Here is an 819-nt window from a genome sequence, read left to right on the forward strand (position 1 = left end):
TCGAAGTTTTGGGGTGCGCTTTATTGAAGATAGCGTGACAGGCCTCGATCTTGAAGCGAAAACCATCTTCTGTCAGCAGCATCCGCCGTTTTCGTACGACGTATTGTCGATAGATATAGGCTCTTCTCCAGACTTAAAAAACATACCAGGCACTAAAGAGTTTAGCGTTGGTGTGAAACCTGTTGATCGCTTTCTCGCTCTCTGGCATGACTTGCAGCAATCCCTACTGAGTAAGGAACTCACTTCGCCGGTAGATATTGGTATTGTCGGCGGTGGTGCCAGTGGTGTTGAAGTTGCGCTAGCGATGCAGCACAAACTTAAGTGTGCGCTAAAATACCGAAAGACGAGCTTTGAGCAACTTCGCTTTCACGTGGTCTCGGGGAGTGACACGATACTGCCCAGCCACAATGCCAAAGTGCAGCAGCGCTACCAAAAGGTATTGGATAAACGTGGGGTGCAGGTTCATCATGATTTTCGCGTGTCTAAAGTTGAAGAAGGGTGCTTGGTCGATGCGCGAGACGCTGAAAACCCGAGGGAACTAAGCTTAGACAAGATTATTTGGGCAATATCGGCGTCAGCCCCTGAATGGCCGAAAGCCGCTGGTTTAGCCTGTAGTGAGCGGGGCTTTATAGAAGTGGATGCTTGTTTGCAGTCAGTTTCTCATCCTAATGTTTTTGCCTCGGGTGATATTGCTGATGTGCTGGATCACCCACGGCCTAAAGCCGGTGTATTTGCTGTNCGCCAGGGTAAACCCTTGGCTGATAATCTTGAAAAAGCCCTACGTGGTGAGCCATTAAAAGCCTTTGTCCCTCAGAGCAA

1 protein-coding gene is annotated in these 819 nt (G+C 49.1%); it reads left to right on the forward strand.

Translation table 11 applies throughout. The annotated features are described in order from the left end of the window. A partial coding sequence (locus A3729_RS04900) for an FAD-dependent oxidoreductase (protein ID WP_197475569.1) occupies positions 1 to 819 on the forward strand: 819 nt, incomplete at both ends.

The sequence above is a fragment of the Oleiphilus sp. HI0043 genome (genome assembly GCF_001634935.1).